Source organism: Paenibacillus brevis, assembly GCF_018919145.1.
In the GTDB taxonomy this organism is placed as follows: Bacteria; Bacillota; Bacilli; order Paenibacillales; family Paenibacillaceae; genus Fontibacillus; species Fontibacillus brevis.
This window is the reverse complement of the sequence record NZ_JAHLQJ010000006.1, coordinates 230,517-249,362: the sequence shown is the minus strand read 5'-3', so window position 1 is coordinate 249,362 and position 18,846 is coordinate 230,517. Positions and strand designations below refer to the sequence as shown.

The 18,846-nt window shown below is 48.6% G+C and carries 12 protein-coding genes; 1 reads left to right on the top strand and 11 read right to left on the bottom strand.

Going from position 1 to position 18,846, the window contains the following annotated elements; all coding sequences use genetic code 11:
• Window positions 1-11: 11 nt before the first annotated feature.
• Window positions 12-2,735: a GH36-type glycosyl hydrolase domain-containing protein gene (locus KQJ23_RS09150; protein WP_216478528.1), complete on the bottom strand. Its 2,724-nt coding sequence runs from the start codon at window positions 2,733-2,735 to the stop codon at window positions 12-14.
• 233 nt (window positions 2,736-2,968) lie between these two features.
• Between KQJ23_RS09150 and KQJ23_RS09145 the strand changes: the two genes are divergently transcribed.
• Complete coding sequence (locus tag KQJ23_RS09145) at window positions 2,969-3,976, top strand: LacI family DNA-binding transcriptional regulator (protein WP_216478527.1); 1,008 nt, start codon at window positions 2,969-2,971, stop codon at window positions 3,974-3,976.
• 15 nt (window positions 3,977-3,991) lie between these two features.
• Here the strand turns inward: KQJ23_RS09145 and KQJ23_RS09140 are convergent, their stop codons facing one another.
• The 10 genes from KQJ23_RS09140 to KQJ23_RS09095 form a co-directional block, all read right to left on the bottom strand.
• Window positions 3,992-4,684 carry a copper homeostasis protein CutC gene (locus KQJ23_RS09140; RefSeq protein ID WP_216478526.1) on the bottom strand — a complete coding sequence of 231 codons (693 nt, stop codon included), beginning with the start codon at window positions 4,682-4,684 and terminating at the stop codon, window positions 3,992-3,994.
• Between the two features lie 268 nt (window positions 4,685-4,952).
• Window positions 4,953-6,377: a type I glutamate--ammonia ligase gene (glnA, locus tag KQJ23_RS09135; RefSeq protein WP_216478525.1), complete on the bottom strand. Its 1,425-nt coding sequence runs from the start codon at window positions 6,375-6,377 to the stop codon at window positions 4,953-4,955.
• Window positions 6,378-6,611: 234 nt separating this feature from the next.
• Window positions 6,612-7,655: a 3-deoxy-7-phosphoheptulonate synthase gene (aroF, locus tag KQJ23_RS09130; protein ID WP_212940864.1), complete on the bottom strand. Its 1,044-nt coding sequence runs from the start codon at window positions 7,653-7,655 to the stop codon at window positions 6,612-6,614.
• Between the two features lie 192 nt (window positions 7,656-7,847).
• Entirely contained in the window at window positions 7,848-10,325 is a 2,478-nt protein-coding gene (locus tag KQJ23_RS09125) for a DUF5704 domain-containing protein (protein ID WP_249529615.1), read from the bottom strand.
• An 870-nt stretch (window positions 10,326-11,195) separates the two neighbouring features.
• Entirely contained in the window at window positions 11,196-12,140 is a 945-nt protein-coding gene (locus KQJ23_RS09120; RefSeq protein WP_216478524.1) for a stalk domain-containing protein, read from the bottom strand.
• Between the two features lie 247 nt (window positions 12,141-12,387).
• On the bottom strand, window positions 12,388-13,191 hold the full coding sequence (locus KQJ23_RS09115) for a CAP domain-containing protein (RefSeq protein WP_216478523.1): 804 nt from the start codon (window positions 13,189-13,191) through the stop codon (window positions 12,388-12,390).
• 318 nt (window positions 13,192-13,509) lie between these two features.
• Entirely contained in the window at window positions 13,510-14,463 is a 954-nt protein-coding gene (locus KQJ23_RS09110; protein WP_216478522.1) for a 4-hydroxy-3-methylbut-2-enyl diphosphate reductase, read from the bottom strand.
• Window positions 14,464-14,540: 77 nt separating this feature from the next.
• A complete protein-coding gene (locus KQJ23_RS09105) occupies window positions 14,541-15,998 on the bottom strand; it encodes a sensor histidine kinase (RefSeq protein ID WP_216478521.1) in 1,458 nt (485 codons plus the stop codon).
• 2 nt (window positions 15,999-16,000) lie between these two features.
• Entirely contained in the window at window positions 16,001-16,693 is a 693-nt protein-coding gene (locus tag KQJ23_RS09100) for a response regulator transcription factor (protein ID WP_216478520.1), read from the bottom strand.
• Window positions 16,694-16,976: 283 nt separating this feature from the next.
• Window positions 16,977-18,638: a S1C family serine protease gene (locus tag KQJ23_RS09095; protein WP_216478519.1), complete on the bottom strand. Its 1,662-nt coding sequence runs from the start codon at window positions 18,636-18,638 to the stop codon at window positions 16,977-16,979.
• Between the last annotated feature and the right edge of the window lie 208 nt (window positions 18,639-18,846).

Sequence of the window (18,846 nt, the reverse complement as noted above, 5' to 3'; positions counted from 1 at the left end):
GATAATAGATTTTAGACTAATGTCACTTCAATTTCATGCACTTGCCCCGCAGGAAGCGATGCAAGCAGCGAGCGTGCGACCGAAACCCGGCCCTCTGCACCTTCATAATGGACAGCGTTGCGGTTCAAGGTTACTGAACCAATCTTATAGTCACCGTAATCTGCATTCGTCTTATTGATGTAGCTCACCTTCAACAGTACGCCTGCAAATAAAGTCTCCACGGCAGCACGTCCGGATTCATCAAATTGGGAAGCAACAAGCTTCGGCTCCAGAACCAAATCACCATAATGCCCCTTAACGCCGAAGACTTCGGTGAGCTGAGTCAACAGCAGCCAGCTCGCAGAACCCGTCAGATACGTATACATTCCGCGGCCTTTTTCATTGATATATTCAGGCACCCCAGGATACATCCGGCTCTTCTCAAAATCACTGGACAGGGTATAGATCGAATTCAGCACCTCATAGCCTTCCTTGACGAAGCCCCGCTTATAGAGTGCATTAGCGTACATGACGGTCATATGACTGAACATGGCGCCGTTCTCCTTATGTCCGAAGGCAAAACCGAATGCCCGCCCCAGATTTTGCTGGATCCCGCCAAAGCGGGAATTCAGCCGGTATCCGATATTCGCATCCTTCAAATAGCGGTCTACGGCTCGAACGATCTTCCCAACCTGATCATCTGTCGCGATGCCTCCCATGACAGGGAATACCTGCCCGGTCAGAGTCATGCGGACTCCTTCCGGATGATCCCCTTCCACGCGCTCTCCGTCATTATTATAATAGCCGTTAAACCATTCATGGCCTTCCTGGTTATGAATCCATTCATTCCCGCGAAGATGATCGGTAAGCCAAGCGGCTTTACGCTTCAGGTCGGCGGCGGCTTCGCTAATACTCAAGCTAACCTTCTTGCCTGATATCGATGGTACCACACGTTCATAATACCGGTCCAGCAAGGAACGCTTCTCGGAGATGCTATCATACGATACAGCCTCATCCGTGATCGAGTCGAATAATACCAGCATTTCTTCCGCAATCTCAATGGTTTCCTGTCCGCGTGCTTGCAGTGCAAGCAGCAGCTCAGATATTTCAAGCAGGTTGCTCGCATAGAAGGCCGTGAACGCTACGCTCTCACCGCGCTTGGTCGCCATATCCAGACCGTCGTTCCAATCCGCCCCTTCAAGCAGGATATTACCGTGTTCGCCAACATGGAAGAAGGTCGTCATATTCTGCAGCAAAATATGCTCCAGCAAGCTTCCCTCATAAATTTGTCCATCGCGGGTCAGCAGCTTGTTGCCCTGCTCTGGGGTCCAGCTTGTATCCCGATCCTTGCAACGCTTCACGAATAGATCACGGAAGTAGGTCTGCGGCTGCAGCAGAAGCTCCACATCACCGCTTTGGTGGATGTATAGCAGTGTTGTCAATAAAGGCCATGCCCCATGATCCATCCAGACGCGCGGAATATTGTTCCGGTCTGCCACAAATTCGCCGGGCTTGCTTCCGATAATCGTCGCATTACTGCCGTCGATACGCACCCCTGCATAGTTGTTCAGCAGGAGATCCCGAACTTCCTCCGGCTCCATCACCATCAAGGCAAGGCAATCCTGCCACAGATCCCGCCAGCCCCGGCCGCCGCGGCCATAATCGTGATAGGGCAAGAAGGAATTGCCATACAATCTGCGGAGTACCGGCTGGAGCGTGACCCATTTCATCCACAGATCATGACTTTCGTCCCCGGAGTTGAAAGCAAGCGTGCCCAGCTTCTCCTGCCAGTAGCTCCGATTTTGTTCCAATAAAGTGTCAAACGCCTGGCCGGACAAGTAATCTGCCGCGATTCTCGGGACATCAAGACGATCGTCTGTGATCAGCATAGCCATGACATAAGCCGCCGATTGCCCCGGCTCCAGCTTTATCGTGTTGAAGCGAATCGCCCCGATAGCTTCATATCCTTCCAATTGATTGCCCGCAACTGAAGCCGGCTGGGCATTAGCTACCACCGACTCCGGCCAGTCCAGGGCTCCTCCTTCACCAATAAAGCTCTCTGTTTCCGGAAATAGTCCGATAGGAGCTCTGCCGGAAGCCTCTGCGCCCAGCACGCTATAAGTCACTTTATTCACCCGGTGCCCGCGTTCATCAAAAGAAAGTGCAGGCTGTACTTCGAGACCAAACTCCGATACAAACAGCCTGTGCAGCAGGGAGGTGACATGGCGATGGTCGCGCAGATCATCCGCTGAACGCCCATAGATCGGGATCGCCCCCGTGGGGGTCAGTGTTAGCGGCTCTTTGCCCTGGTTGGTCAGCGTGACCTTCATCAACTCCACCTTGTCGTCTGTCATCGGAACAAAGTTGATCGTCTCTGCCTTAAGTCCAATTGTACGATGCTCACGGGTTACCTTATGCCACAGAAAACCGGCTTCTACGGAGCTAGCCTCCTTTTCTTCGGCATATAAATTGCTTTGCTGCTTGGCTGAATACCCGCTGACAGACCAGGCTCCTTCCCCTTGGATGTACACCCAGAAATTCCGTGATGCTTTCGAATTATGCAGATCCATTACAGATACCGGCTCGGTCAAAAATGTATTATGCCCTGAAGTGACTTGCCCGTGCAGGTTCGGTGTGATGGCCGACATCATTCCCGCCTCATTCACCAACGGAAAATACAAGCCCGTATTCCGCTCAGGCTGCTCCAGCGCAAACTCTCCTTGGTCTCCTTGAAAAAACCATTCCCGATTCTTCATTGTTAGACTCCTCTCAATCCGTTTTCGAAATATTTTCGTTGTTTTAATAAAACGCATGCTAATTTAGCTCATTTCCGAAATCGGTTTCGCCCAGTTTTATTATGGCATTAATTGCGGCAGCTTGTAAATACTATTTGACAACTTCGAACTATGTATTTGACGTAGTTGGTATTATGATCTACACTGAAATTAACGAAAATATTTTCGTAAATTCTAAAATTGGTGGATGAGCTATGAATATCAAAACGATTGCCGAAATAGCCGGCGTCTCTGTCTCGACCGTATCCAAGATCCTGAACAACTATAGCGATATTTCGGACGAAACCAAGAGCAGGGTCCTTCAAATCATTCGGGATACCGGGTATGTGCCAACCAAATCAGCTAAGCTGCAGGAGCGTTCCTCCTCCAGATTGATTGGCGTTATTTTCGCAGGCAGACAAAATATTGACTTCAGCCACCCTTTCTTTGCAGAAGTACTGTCCTCATTCAAACGCCAGATCGGATTCCTGGGCTATGACCTCCTGTTCCTGACGAACGAGAACTCGGACTCCTCCCACGGAGATTATCTGACCCGGTGCCGCCAGTATCAGATCGACGGCTGCCTGATCATATCCGGACAGGATGTAGAGCCTGCGATTGATGAGCTGGATCGAAGTGAAATTCCATGCATGGGCATCGATCTTGAACTACAGGGAAAGAGATCAGGTTATATCATGTCGGATAACTATAAAATGTCTTATAAAGCGGTCGAGCATTTTTACTTGCTGGGATACCGTGAATTTGGATATATCGGGAGCACAATGACATCTAAAATCTCTAATTTGCGGGAAAAGGGGTATACCGATGCGCTTGAAAGCTTCGGCCTGGCCGTGAATAAAAGCTGGTTCGTGAACGGAGATAGCTTCTATGAGGAGAGCGGATATCAGGTGATGAAGGCCATGATCCAAGCCGGCAGCGTGCCACAGGCTTTGTTCGCCGCTTCAGATTTACTGGCAATCGGGGCTATGCAGGCGTTGAAGGAGTATCATTACCAAATTCCGCACGATGTTGCGATCATGGGCTGTGATGATATTGAAGCATGTAAGTACACCACCCCCAGCCTGTCCACGGTCCGCCAAAATAAGGATAAGATCGGCAAGCTGGCGGCAGCCCTGCTCTATGATTTTATTCATACCGAAGCTGAGACAGGCAGTATTATGGTGGAGCCGGAGATTGTCATCCGGGAATCTTGCGGCGGGTGACTTTTTGAACACGCACTAATAGTAAAGTTTCAAGCGGCTGGACAACGCGCTCAGCCTGTCCGGGTCGATAGGAGACAACCCTTTTCTCCCGAAGCGAATATCTGAACCGAAATGAACTTCGGATACCTTCGTTTCCGCAATAAAGCGGTCCACCGTTTCCAAGGTCAGCCCATAACCCGCCAAGATCACAAGCGAACTGCCGCAAGCCAGTTCCACCAGTTGCCGGATTTCGGAAGCCGCTTGAGGTGCAGGTAAAGGTCCGCCTGAGGTCAATACCCGATTCACCCGGGGGTACCGCAATAGGGTGCTCAGGCCTTCCGGGAGGCTGCTCAGCTCGTCAAAGGCACGGTGGAACGTTACATTCATATCCCCCGATACTGCTAATATTCTTGCCAAGGCAGCCTCATCGATCTTGCGATCTGCTGTTAGAGCTCCAAAGACAATACCCGCTGCTCCCGCATCTTCTATTGCTCGCGCCTCTTCCTCCATCGTCCGTACATCCCCCTCATTGTACAGGAAGGAGCGGCTATGCGGCCGGACCATCACATGAACCGGAATCTTTACCGATTTCACAACCTCACGCACTAGGCCAATACCCGGCGTCAACCCGCCCTCCGTTATGGCCGTCACCAATTCCAGCCGATCCGCGCCATGCGCTTCCGCTACTACCGCATCCTCCGCACAGGTTGCAATAACCTCCAAAATCATACCTTGACCTCCTGTAGATGCCCGTCCGCCCATCAAATCCTATCGAATAGGCTCCAACAGCCGTACGGCAACCTGATCCGTAGCTTGAATTTATCCTCTCATTATACAGAACCTGATTACCCGATTACTACAGATATACCTGGAGCCGTCTCTTGAACTGCTCTGTACAACGAAATAGCCGTGCAGGGAGCACTCCCTGACACGGCTATTTCTCCTTGTTCAACAGGCTAGCCTGCTGTTATGAAAATCCCTTGGTGTATATACCGGCCTACAGATCGTAGTAAAGACCGAATTCGTAAGGATGGACGCGGATGCCTACCGCTCTTGCTTCACCGCGTTTCATTTCAATAAAGTTATCGATAAATGCCTTCGTGAATACGCCGCCTTCTGTCAAAAATTCACAATCCGCTTCGAGCGCATCAAGCGCTTCATCCAGGGAGCCCGGCACACTGCGGATTTCGGCTTTCTCGGCCCGGGACAATTCGTAAATGTTCTTATCGTAAGGGCCGTAGCCTTCTTTTCTCGGATCGATCTTCTTCTTGATCCCATCCAAGCCAGCCATCAGCATAGCGGAGAAGGCGAGGTATGGGTTTGCCGTGGAGTCCGGCGTACGGAACTCGATGCGGCAGCCCTTAGGAGTTACTGCCGCAACCGGAATCCGGATTGCTGCAGAACGGTTCCCCTTGGAGAATACCAGGTTGACCGGAGCCTCATATCCAGGAACCAGACGCTTGTAAGAATTGGTGCTCGGGTTAGTAAAAGCAATGATCGCCGGAGCATGATGGAGAATTCCGCCGATATAATGCAGTGCGGTTTCACTCAGATTGGCATAAGCACCTTTCTCGTAGAACAATGGAATGTCCCCGTTGAAGATCGATTGGTGCACATGCATCCCGCTGCCATTGTCTCCGAACAACGGCTTAGGCATGAAGGTTGCCGTCTTGCCGAACTGGGCGGCCGTGTTATGCACGATATATTTATAGACCAGCAGATTGTCTGCCGTTTTTAGCAATGTGTCGAAACGGAAGTTAATCTCAGCCTGACCCGCAGTTGCTACTTCGTGGTGGTGACGCTCCACGCGGATGCCCGCTTCATCAAGCAAGCGGCACATTTCGCTGCGGATGTCCTGCTGTTTGTCCATTGGAGCAACCGGTACATAACCGCCCTTTACAGGAATTTTGTTGCCAAGATTGCCGCCTTCCTCGGTACGGCCCGTATTCCAGATCGCTTCTTCGGAATCGACTGAGTAGAAGGTAGTATTTATTTTGCTGTCATATCGAACGTCGTCAAAGATGAAGAATTCAGACTCCGGTGCAAAGTACGCTGCTGTACCTACTCCGCTTGCTTTGAGGTATTCTTCGGCACGTACCGCTACGCTCCGCGGATCTCTCTCATATCTGTCTCCGTCCGGTGTAAAAATATCACAGAACACGTTCAATGTCGGATGTGCGGTAAATGGATCTACGAATACAGCACCATGATCCGGCATCATGACCATATCGGATTCTTCAATTCCACGGAATCCCGGAATTGAGGAGCCGTCAAAGGCTACACCATTCACAAATGTATCTTCGTCAACTTCTTTCGCCGGAACGGTTATGTGGTGTGCGCGACCGGACAAGTCAACAAACCGAAAATCGACCCATTCAATTTGCTTTTCTTGAATTGTTTTCATTACCAACTCTAATGACATACTGTATTCCTCCCCAAATCACGAACATTAAATCTTCACTTCCGGTTTAACGTTCATCCTTTTTTGTTTAATCTGTCGTCATTATAGAACCGGGAGAAAAAACCGTCAATAGTCATGTAAGGTATTTTTATACGTTATGTTAGGTTTTATAACACACAGTACAAACTTGTGCACAAAAAGTATAAAGCCCCTTCGCGGCAAAGCCGAAGGGGCTTGAAAACATTGGTATTTTGGTTAGATTTGAACAGTCTCCTTAGGCGTCTCGAAACGCTTGCCAACGATTGGCGCCAGCTTCTCAAGATCACGCAACAGACCTGCAAATTGATCCGGGAATAGCGACTGGACACCATCCCCTGTCATGGAATTATCCGGATCGGTATGCATTTCAATGATAAGCCCATCTGCTCCTGCCGCAACAGAAGCCTTGGTCATCGGTTCGACCAATTCCCGGCGCCCCGTGCCATGGCTCGGGTCAGAGATGACAGGAAGGTGGCTCAAGCTTTGAAGTACCGGAATTGCCGATAAATCCAGCGTATTACGAGTATATGTCTCAAAGGTTCGGATTCCCCGTTCACAGAGCATCACATTCGGATTCCCGCCGGCCAGGATGTACTCGGCTGCATTCAGGAACTCATCATAGGTTGCGCTGAAACCGCGCTTGAGCAACACCGGCTTCCCGCACTCTCCCAGCTTGCGAAGCAGATCAAAGTTCTGCATGTTGCGTGTGCCCACCTGCAGAATATCCGCATACTCGGCACAGACATCCACATACTCTGGCGTCATGACCTCGGTAATCGTCAGCAGCCCATGCTTTTTACCGGCTTCCGCCATCATCACAAGACCTTCAACACCAATTCCCTGGAAGCTGTACGGACCCGTACGAGGCTTGAAGGCACCTCCGCGCAATACCTGTCCGCCTGCCGCCTTAACCAGTCTTGCAATCTCATCGATCTGCTCTGGCGATTCTACAGCACACGGACCGCCCATAACGACGAGATCTCCGCCGCCAATGCGAACATCGCCGATTTGAATGACCGTATTCTCCGGATGGAAGTCCCGGCTAGCCAGCTTATAGGATTTCGTAATTTTAATGACATTTTCAACGCCCTTCATCTGGCGCAGGTGCTCTGCAAGCTGTGGCTGAATGGATCCGATCAAGCCGATTACCGTCCGGTCGGTTCCTCTGGACACATGTACTTGCAGTCCCTCTTTTTCAATTACGGAAATAATCTCCTGTACGCGTTCCTCCGGTGTCTGATTCGATGTAATAACGATCATTTTACTCATCCTCTCCATTTGACTTGGTGGCATCTATTTATGCAATTCATAACTGTTGTACTTAGACGCTTGTTCGCTTTCAAGCTTTTAATTACTAAAGTAACTATAGCGATTTATTCCTGTTTCGTCAAGCCTATTCAGCAAAAAGACCCGGAACAAACCGCTAAATATCGGGTTGCTCCGGGCTTATCCTTAATGAATGACCATTGAGCGGAAATCATCCTGACTGGATTGACCCGCTTCATAAAATATTACATCCCCGTCCATCACTGCAAAGGAACGGCCATAGGAATCCTGGGTAGTTCTCAGAAATCCTTCCATCTGTGTCCATTGGTTCATCAGAGGCGCACGGATGTATTGCAAATGGGGCTGACTGCTATTTCCCTCCCGGATTGTCTCCAGATTGAAGTTCACAACGATATGGCCCTCCTTTAAAAAAATCGGCGAACTATCTGTCAGGCCTTGATGCGTTCTTCCATACTCTGCGGGAGTAACGCCTTTAGCTACGGCGTATACGGTAGCGGGAAGACTGTATTCTCCATACCACTTCTGAATCGAAGCATTCGCCCGGGCAGCGTCCACGCCCGCTGGAATTGCGCTCTTAGGTCCGATGTAAGTGCGGATACGCTCATTCAACTCTATCAGACTGAGACTGCCTACCTGAGTCTTTTGCATACTGTATTTGTTGATGTAGTTCTCAATATATTTCAGGCGGCTAATTCCGGAAATCTGGGCAAATGTATAGTCATGATCATATTTGTACAAAGCTGTATCCGTAAGCTCCTGAACCGGCACATTGCGCAAACGATCATTCAGGACGACATATCGCTGAAGCTGATCAGCAGAGGAACCAACTTTCACGAAACGGTTATTTCCCGCATGATAGTAAAGATCAACAGGCTGTCGCTGTCCACTCTTGCTGTTCACAAAATAGAAACTGGGAGTGATTCGAATCCGGTCCTGCAGTCCAAACATATTGCCTTTGGTCTTCAACTCGAATTTGAAATGATACCCGGTCTTTACGGTCACATTTCTGTAGATTGGATGGCTGCCAGGGGCAATAGGAAGTGTATATTTCTGTCCAAGCCCTCGGGAGGCCCCATCGATTCCATTCATACCGACCCAGTAGGATACTCCTGTGGGAAGCGCCGAGCCTGCACTCTGTCTGAATACACTTTCCCAGTTATAGTCTGCGATATCCGTAATCCGGAGATCATACAGACGACCGACGACATCAACAGCAACGCGGTCCTCCGCAATGTGGTGCTGCACATCCAGATTGGCCTTGCTCTGAGCAGTCGCTCCAGTGGGGGCATTATGGGCGATCGTCCGCATCTCAACCTCATAGAAACCTTCATCTACCCATACCGGAAGATAGAACACGAAGCTCTCCTTCTCCTTTTCAACCTCGATCCAAGTGTTCTTTGGAATAAATTGCTGCTGATTCACGCCTCCATACACATCAAATGGAAAGCGGATCTGCTTACTGCCTATGTACTTCAGATAGTTATTGTAGCCGTATCCCAAATAGCTTTGATGCTGTCCGCTATTCGGTAATGATACCGTGAAGGAGCGCTCCAGAATAAGTGCGGATCTTCCCGCCGCAGGCACCGTCTTCTGATTGTGCTCCGCATCATCAGAGATGCTCGCGTACATCACCACCGGGGTATGAACCGTGATCGAGTTGATTCCGTAAATCGGATAGCTCTGATCCGAACCGCCGTTAATATTTCCGCTCATCAAACCGTAATAGATCGTTCCCGTGCTCGACTGACTCGCCTTATTCGTTTTACTTGTAGGTATCACATTTCTAGGGCTATACAGGACATTCTCACCAATAGCCGGGGAGGTTGGAATTTGTGACGGCGTTGGACCGGCTCGAGCAGTTTCTGAACCATTCATAATGGTGCTGCCATTGAAGGTAAGAGTATCATTCCTCACCTTAACAGGATCGACCTCCGCTTCCGCAAATGATTTTAAATCCTCGCCGGACAAATCAGGACGATCCTTCCCTCCTGACTTAGATCCAGACGGAGCGTCTATCGAAGCAGGTGGACTTGGCGGCGTAAATCCATGTGTCTCTGAGCTTGAAAACACAGGAGGTAAATACCCGCTTGGTGATATGGTGATGCCACCGCCATTAAAAGCATAATTCCAGAGCTTGGCCTCATCAATCTTGTAAACCTCAAGGTTCTCAATGGTCCAGAACGAATATTCCCTTTCAATCGTGTGCGTTTGAGTGAGCGTCTCTGTCTCCTCTTGCGGATCGGGAACCGTAATTTCCGTCTTACCGTCTGGCCCAAGCTCTTCCTTTCCTGGATCCCATTTTAAGGTAAATTCCCGGTTTACCTGAATATTAAAAGTACACTTTCCGCTATACTGGACAAATTTGTTTTTATGTAAGTAACTCTTGGAAAGCACATTTCCATATAGACTCTCTGTAGTAGGAATCCCGTCCGAGACATTGAAACGCTCACTGCCGCGGCTATCCGCCTTGATTACTGCGCTGGTATCTGGCGAGGTTAATGGCATCTCAATGACTTGTCCTGTTGGAGTGGGGGCGGTACAATCCCCCCCTGGAGGTGGTGGGTCTGTCGGTGTCCCCCCAGAGCCTTCATAGTATAAATTAATATTGTACGTGCCATACTTGCCATCGTATATAATCGCCATCGGATCACCATATGTTATGTTTTCAGAAGAAGGATCGCCATCGACTTTCTTTTTGTAATACTTGTACTTGTAATTCGCAGTATCAGGTGAGGGAGGAAAGGAGTAAGCCTTACTAAGCTCCAAAGCCACCTCGTAGTCTTTGAAACCAGCACTACCATTCAAAGAGGTGTTGTCTGTCTTAAAATGCTTAACGATTGCTTTTCCACCAAGCGGCTCAAGTTCGGCCTTAAATAGAATTGGAAAGTAGTATCTCTCTCCTACAACACCATTTGCTAACCCACTAGTATCTAGGCGCTCTGGCGTTTTACCTGTTGTGGGAATAACAAAGCTCTCGTTGATAGTTATGGATGCCGTATCTGTCCCAAGGCCTTTCTTGCTTTTTGTATCAACGCTTATGACTGTTGCAAACATTGGATAATAATAGTCCCATGTTTGACCATATCTTGCCGTTTCGAACATGGCCTTTGCCCACGGGAGAGTTTCACCTGGAATATCTAAAGTATTCAATGTCGCAGCCTCGATAGATTTAATTTTCCTTCCAGGATAAACGAACTGGTACTCCCAATCATAGTGTGCTTCTGGGTAAACAGTTCCTGGTTTAACTACAGCCCCTAGATATGGATCTGCAATATAATCTCCAGCTGAGTTAGTCCAAGTATCTACACGTCCTAATCCAACAGAGTATATGATGTTTTCGTTTTGCCCACTCTTTGAAGGCTGCAATACTACTGGTCCTTGTACCCCAGCTGCTGCTTCGACAATACCTTCGTTAAAAAATCCAAGTAAAATAATTCCTACCAAAATACAAAGGAGCCGTCTTTTTTGAAAGAAAAACACACACCCATTCCTTTCATTCCGAGTTATTGAAACTTACTTAAACGGATTAGAAAATAGACGAATACTATCGTCCGGATCACTTGTTACTTGAAAAAAAAAGTAGTTGATATCTTTAATCTTAAAATTTTTCCAATCACCACCATATTTATAGTGATTATCTGGTGAACTTACTATTGGGAATTGGCCTATATAAGTGCCGTCCCCTTGATCGACAACAAAAGCATCACGTCTTCGGATATCCCCATTACCCTGAAGAAAAAAGATAGTAAGCTTATCAGGCCCTCTGTATCTCACCCGAATTCCATCATTTTTTCCATCTGATACCATCCATATATCCATAATTGTGAGTTTTCTCAACTGAACAGGTGTTGCATTACCGTCAATAACTCTTGCAAAGTCAAGATCTTTGCCATCAACTTGCGACATATATTCGTATCCTTGGTAATAATGTCGATAAGGCTTGATGTCCTCAAGTTCTGTAACTTCGGTAATATCCGGAATCTCCTGACTCCCAATCCAAACCCAATTCCCCACCGCATCCCATTTCACCGTTTTGCCCAGATTTTCGCTTACAAAACGAAGTGGAACAAAAGTACGTCCTTGTATAGCTTTAGCTGCCGTATCCATCTTAACAACATGTCCATCCACAATAGCTTCCTTGCTACCAAGGGTGAGTTCAATAGACTTTTTATCTCTAATATACTTCACCTTTTTACCGACTCCGTCATAATCGACTTCAGCACCAAGGGCTTCCCCTACTCCTCGTAGAGGAACCTGAACACGTCCATTTTCGGGGAAAGGGTCGCCACCTTGAAATATGATTTTCTTACCATCCACGAGTACAGCAAGTTTTGGACTACCCACAATATTTTTATCAAAGCCTTGAGCAGCCGAAACAGTCTTTAATCCAGGTAACATTAGAGCAACAATCAAAAGAGATACAACCATTTTTTTCAAAACTATCACTTGTCCTTTCATTTGAGAGTAACAATTCATTCGCCTATTCTTACACCTTTAGTATGTATGCCCTTTTAACACTTTTACCTAAGTATCCATTGCCATTATTCATCCCCCCTCCTCGCAATCAATCATTGTGGACCCAATTCTTATTTCATATAAAAAAGCACACCTCTATCATTCACTAACGCGAACATAAGGGTGTGCTTCACCTATTCCATTATATACCATATAAGTAAAACTCGTAAACTATTTCACCTATTTATTGTTATCTACCTACAAACTCCTGCACCCAGTAGCCATTATAGTATCCAACACCGATTAGTGTAAAATTGGCGCTCAGAATATTAGCACGGTGGCCTTCACTGTTCATCCAGGCATTCACAACGTCCGTAGGCGTCTTCTGACCCATGGCAATGTTCTCGCCTGCATATCTATAGCTGATATCGAACGACTTCATCATTTCAAACGGAGAACCGTAGGTTGGTGAAGTGTGGCTAAAATAATTATTATCGTTCATATCCTTGGCCTTCACTAATGCCATGTTGTTCAGTGCCGAATCTCCCGTGAGCGACTGCAATCCTTGTTTGGCGCGCTCCTGATTTACAAGCTTAATGACCTCTGAAGCAAATTGCGATTTATCTGCAGCAGTCGTTCCAGAATTGTCCTGATTCGTTGTACCCGAGTTATCGGAATTACCTGAATTTCCGGAGTTATTCGTGTTATTAGTATCACCAGGGTTATTCGTGTTACCCGAGTTATTTGTATTACCAGAGTTACCGGAGTCTCCCAAATTCCAGTTCCACCATTTAGCGAAGCCGCCCGTGTTAGATTGAATCTTGAGGGATGCCTTTTGAATAGATTGCTTGTCCCCATTGCTGCCCCAATCTATGGATTGCTTTGCATCCTTTGACCACGTTATGGAGTAACAAGCCGCTGCCCGATTCTCATTCGATCTGTTGGAGGTATCTCTATGATCCGGTGCCGCCGAAGCTGGCAGGACAAGACTAGCCGTCAGAATGGCCGACAAACCGCCAGTAAGCAAGTATTTCTTCATTCCTGTTCTTCTCATCATGTCATCTCCTTGAAAGTGCTGATTAGTTACAAATCTGTAACTTTTTCTTCTTTCCTAGTATAACATGATCAGAGAGAGAAACAAGCCCCTTAAATTCTGGAAAAAGAAAGCCGCCCTGCGACAAGGACAGGACGGCTATGATTTATAAGTTGAACTAAAATACCTAGTAGAAGAGCATAAGCTCGTAAGCATTCGTCTTCTGTGAGCAAATTCCCACCATATACGGCTCGGTTCAATCGGAGAAATCAACGAACAACAGTGATCGTAAGGACACTTTACACGTTGCCCTTAGCGTACAAGCATAGTTCAATTCCGCTATTCTTTCTTCGTAGTTGCTTTTACTGGCGGCAGGAGCTTCGACATATTTACGGTCCGCACGATCTCCCAGGTTGCTGAATCATTTGGATCATATTGCTCCAGAAACGTAATCACTTCCTTCGTGATAGGTGTGGGTGTCGAAGCACCCGAGGTAACTGCCACTTTCTCGATGCCTTGGAGCCACTCCAGCTTCAGCTCGGTAACATCTGCAATCCGGTAAGCTTTGACACCAGCAATCTCCTCGGATACCTGAGCCAGCCGATTGGAGTTATTGCTTCGCGGGTCCCCGACCACAATGACCAGGTCCGCCTGTCCTGCCTGCTCCGCTACCGCCTCTTGACGAACCTGAGTTGCCATGCAAATTTCGTTATGCACTTCGGCGCTCGGAAATTTTTCAAGCAGCTTTTTCATAATATGCTTGATATCCCACTGACTCATCGTGGTCTGGTTCGTAATAACAATCCGGTCCGCATGAACCTCCAGACTCTCGATTTCTTCTTCCTTCTCGATCAAGTGCACCTTTCCAGGAGCGGCTCCTACTGCGCCTTCCGGCTCGGGGTGGCCCTTTTTGCCGATATAAATGATCTCGTATCCGTCGGCTACCTTCTCTTCGATCAGCACATGCGTCTTGGTCACATCGGGACAAGTTGCATCAACGGTAGTCAGGCCTTTATCCCGTGCCAGCTTGCGCACTTCAGGCGATACCCCATGCGCGGTAAAGATTACCGTCCCCTTGGTAACCTGACTTAGAATTTCCATCCGATTCGGGCCATCCAGCGTAATAATGCCTTCATCCTCGAAGGACTGGGTGACATGACTATTGTGCACAATCATGCCGAGTATATAGATCGGGCGCGGCAAGTCGAGATTCTTGGCTGCTTGTCTGGCGAGCACCATAGCATCGACAACTCCGTAACAATAGCCGCGCGGCGAGATTTTTAAGACTTCCATGATTCCTAACCTCCTTGCTTATTGTACCTTCTTCTCCATAATAAAAGAGAGAGGCCTTGAAGCCTCTCCATTATAGCTTATTCTGGAAGAGCGTGAAAGACGGCCGGAAGCCAGATCACAAATGTCGTGCCTTCACCAAGGCGGGTAAGCACTTCCACGGAGCCCTCATGCTCGTCAATAATCCATTTGGCAATCGACAATCCCAGGCCCGTGCCCGGAGTTACTCCGCGGGAAGGATCCGCCCGATAGAAGCGTTCAAAGATATGCGGCACCTCGCTTCGGTCCATGCCGATGCCTGTATCCGAAATCCGCAGGCCTATCTGTTCATCTGCCCGGATCACATCCATCGTTACGCTACCGGAAGGTGTATACTTAAAGGCATTCTCTATAAAAATAAATAACATTTGCTGCAAATAATCCTTGTTTCCGTTCACCGAGACGGACCCAAGCATGCTCATATCGCCCTGAATCCAGGTTGCATTCCTTGGGAGGAACTGAGCACGCCGAATCACTTCCTCCACGAGCGGCTCAAGCGGCAGCATTTCCTTCGCCATAATTTGCCCGGCATCCGCCCGCGCCAGTGACAGCATATCATTGACCAATCTGCTCATTCGCTCCGATTCCCCGGCAATATCGGTAACCGCTTCGAGCGACAGCTTCCGAATGGCCTGAGCATCCATTCCCGACGTCTCATCTTCCTCGGATTTCCATATCTTTTTGAGCAGATCCACATTGCCGCGAATCGTGGTCAAGGGGGTTCTCAATTCATGGGAAGCATCCGAGACAAATCTGCGCTGCGTGGAATAAGCCTCATCCAAATTATTATAGAAGCCCTCCATCCGTCCCAGCATCGAATTGACCGTCCCAATCAGGCCCCCGATCTCATCATGAGGCCCCTCATAATCAATACGCACACTAAGATCGTTGCCGGTCTGAATGCCGTTTGCCGCTTCGATCACCTTGCCGATCGGTTCCATGGATTTGCGGGCAAGGAACAACCCGAATGTACTGGCCAGCACAACCGAGATTGTTCCGCCAATAAACAGAATTGATTTCATCCGCTCCAGCAGCCGGTCCTCCGCCCCGGTATAGGCACCCAGTTGCACAAGACCGATGACGTTACCGTTCAAATGAATCGGGACCTGGTACAGGATAAAGGAGTAGCCGCTTATCGTCATATTCTGAAAGCCGTTGCTATTAGAAGCCGAGCTCACATCTGGAACAGGGAACACCAGCTCCCGGTCCAGCATATTGCGTGAGAATCGTGAATTCCCCTTCGTATAATTATGAATCTGGACATACAACTGCGCATCCTCAAGCCGCTGAGCTTGGGAGGGCTCAAGGTAAAAGTCAAGTCCCTGAGTTAGGCTGAAGTTCTGCGAGTTCACAATGCGTTCCGCCTGTTCAACCAACCGATTCTTTACCTCTCCATACGTATAAAAACGGACAAAGCCGTAGATTGAAGCTCCAAACAACACCAGCATAACGGCTAGAATACTCGTATACCATGCGGTCAGCCGCCATTTTATAGACATGCCTAGGAATCCCCTCTCAAAATATAACCCGCGCCGCGGATTGTCTGAATAAGGCGCTTGCCGCCATATTCCTCTGTCTTCTGCCGCAGCATGGCAATATAAACCTCCAACACATTCGACTCGCCGCTATAATCGTAGCCCCATATTTTATCCATAATCAAATCCCGGGTCAAAAGACGCTTTGGATTCTGCATGAACAGATGCAGCAGGTCGAACTCCTTCGCCGTCAATTCCAGGCGCTGACCGCCTCTCAGCACTTCCCGTGAATCCATGTCCATAATGATATCTTCGAAGGTGAGACGCTGTCCGGCGGTCTCATCCGGCTTCGTCTCCTTACGCCGCAGCAGCGCACGCACCCGGGCCAGAAGCTCCTCTAGCGCAAACGGCTTGACGAGATAATCGTCCGCCCCGGTATCCAAGCCCTTTACCCGGTTCTCCACTTCATCCTTGGCCGTCAGCATCAGGACAGGCACGGTACTCCCCCCTTCACGCAGCCTGCGGCATACCTCGAAGCCATCCATCTGCGGCATCATGACATCCAGAATAATCAGATCCGGATCTGCCGCCATGACCGTGGATAAGCCCTCCGCTCCATTACGGGCCGTATGTACGTCATAACCCTCAAATGCTAGCCCGCGCCGCAGCATGGAGGTAATCTTTTCATCATCATCTATGACCAGAATGGATGATCTCATGCTTATCTCCCCTTCGTCCTCATGTTCAATACAATTATTTTATCAGATCATCGCTAAAAGTGCGTGTTCAAAAAGTCAGCTTTTCAGCGCCAAGAAGGTTGCGAGAACCTGAAGAAGGAGGAACGGAGTGTAGGCAGAACCTACATGAGTACCGGACTTCGAGGGTGAACGCAAGATTCGACGTCGAGTCAACCCCTTGGAACACTTCGTGATCAAAAGATGACTTTTTGAACAACCTTTAAAAGCGGCAGGCTTCCGCCTGCCGCCCGTTTAATCCTTTTCATTACTCCAGGTTAAAATCATTCTTGTTACCGATCGTAATCTTCAAATCCAGTTTGCGGTCATCTCTCACAATATTGAACGTGACCTCGGTGCCAACCTCTTGACTCTGAATATATTCAATCAGAGATTCCTTGGTAGCAAAGCTCTTACCGTCTGCTCCCGTAATAATGTCGTAAGGACGCAGATCCGCAAGATAAGCTGGCGATTTGTAGACGATATCCGATACGACAGAGCCTTCCTTCACATCGGTTCCCATTTGTCTCGCAACCTCATCCGTCATCGTCATCAGCGTTGCTCCAATGAACGGTACCGGTTTTTGCGGAATCTCTTCGTTATTCTTCAATTTGTCCAATACTTCAGAAATGGTGCTGGTAGGAATAGCGAAGCCGATCCCTTGAGAATCCGAGCTGACAGCCACATTAATGCCGACGACTTCGCCATTCAGATTCAGCAGCGGACCACCCGAGTTCCCTGGGTTAATCGAAGCATCGGTTTGCAGCAGATGTTCATATTCACGATCCTTCTCGCCATTTTCTCCTGAGATCGTAATGCTGCGTTCCTTGGCGCTAAGCACCCCGGTAGTAACCGTATGATCAAAGCCCTGCGGGTTCCCGATCGCAACCAGCCATTCGCCCACCGAAGCATCATCAGAATTAGCTAGCGGAATCGAAGGGAAATTACTTTCTCCTTCAATCTTCAACACGGCCAGGTCCAATTCATAGCTCGTGCCGAGCACCTTGGCTTCATAAGGCTTTTCGGTTCCCTGTACGGTAACCTGCACTACATCCGCATTATGAACCACATGTTCGTTGGTTAAAATATAGCCGGTATTTTCAAAAATAAAGCCGGATCCAATCCCTGTCGGCACCAGTTGATCGGAAGAGCCGCCCTGGCTTCCCGAGCCGTTGCCTTGGCTGCCTGAGCCATTGTCCTGACTGCCTCCGTAGTAATCGTCCCCGAAGAAGAAACGGTAGAACGGATCGTTGCTGCCATACGGGCTGGTGCTTGAGCTCTGCTTGCTGGAGCTTACCAAGGTCTCGATTTTCACTACCGCTGGACCAGCCTGGTTCACTACATTCGTAACATCGCCAGGATTAGTGATCGCATAAGAAGCTTGTGTTGCTTGCGAAGAGGATGAGCTTCCGCTTCCTGCGCTTTGTGCTGTAGACTGCACTGCCGACGCCGGAACTGAAGCCTGATCACCGGTGAACAGATTCGTTCGATCTGCATAGATCATACCGCCGGTCATGATCAACATACCGGCAAGCACGCTTGCCGCAATAGATTTAAAGGATGTCTTCTTCGGAGCCTTTGCATTGAACTGCCAATTTCCCGAATGCTTCGCAGGAGGAGTGCTGCTGCTTCCGCCTCCCTGACTACCGAAGCTGCCCAGCCCGTCTGTCCGGCGAACCTCCTCTTGCATAGAAGGAATCGGACGAACCGGTTGCGGTCTAGTGATCTCTACATCCTCTGCTTCCCGCTGCTGTTCAAGAATCGAATCCAGCGGATTTTCACGCTTCTCGCTTCCGTAGGATTGGAAGGGACCGTAGGAGTAATAGTAGGAGCTTTGCGATTCTTTCTGGGGTTCTGCTTGCTCGTTCACATCGTTATGTTGACTGTCGTCCCCGAAAGGTTGACCGGATTTGTATTTCTCATCATTCATGTCGCTTGCCCTCCTTCCCCTGATTCCTACAGGGGTAACTTGTTTTCTTGATCTTATTTTGTACTATAAACCTTAAACATACCTTAAAAACAATTAAAAAGGAGATAAAAGCGAATGAGTGCTGAGAAATTCTTATTAAAGTACGTGTTCAAAAAGTCAGCTTTTCAGCACCGAGAAGGTTGTGAGAACCCGACGAAGGAGGAACGGA